Genomic DNA, 499 nt, shown 5'->3' with positions numbered 1-499 from the left:
ATCCGAGCCTGGCGTCGGCGGCCTATGACCAGGGGCGCATTGCCGCGCAGGCGCTGGTAAAAAGGCGAAGCCACCGCACATCTGATTGAAGATATCCCTACCGGTATTTACACCATCCCGGAAATCAGCTCTGTGGGCAAAACCGAACAGCAGCTGACCGCAATGAAAGTGCCATATGAAGTGGGCCGCGCCCAGTTTAAACATCTGGCACGCGCACAAATCGTCGGCATGAACGTGGGCACGCTGAAAATTTTGTTCCATCGGGAAACAAAAGAGATTCTGGGTATTCACTGCTTTGGCGAGCGCGCTGCCGAAATTATTCATATCGGTCAGGCGATTATGGAACAGAAAGGTGGCGGCAACACTATTGAGTACTTCGTCAACACCACCTTTAACTACCCGACGATGGCGGAAGCCTATCGGGTAGCTGCGTTAAACGGTTTAAACCGCCTGTTTTAAAACTTTATCGAAATGGCCATCCATTCTTGCGCGGATGGCC

The 499-nt window shown here is 52.3% G+C and carries 1 protein-coding gene; it reads left to right on the top strand.

Features of this window, described 5'->3' with window-relative positions:
* The first annotated feature begins 81 nt into the window (after positions 1-81).
* Complete coding sequence (locus tag EOS_RS42610; protein WP_456151148.1) at positions 82-459, top strand: hypothetical protein; 378 nt, start codon at positions 82-84, stop codon at positions 457-459.
* Positions 460-499 lie beyond the last annotated feature (40 nt).

Origin of the sequence: Caballeronia mineralivorans PML1(12), from assembly GCF_001028175.1 — a bacterium.
Taxonomy (GTDB): domain Bacteria; phylum Pseudomonadota; class Gammaproteobacteria; order Burkholderiales; family Burkholderiaceae; genus Caballeronia; species Caballeronia mineralivorans.
Note: the sequence above shows the minus strand (reverse complement) of the source record. Positions and strands in the feature narration are given on the sequence as shown.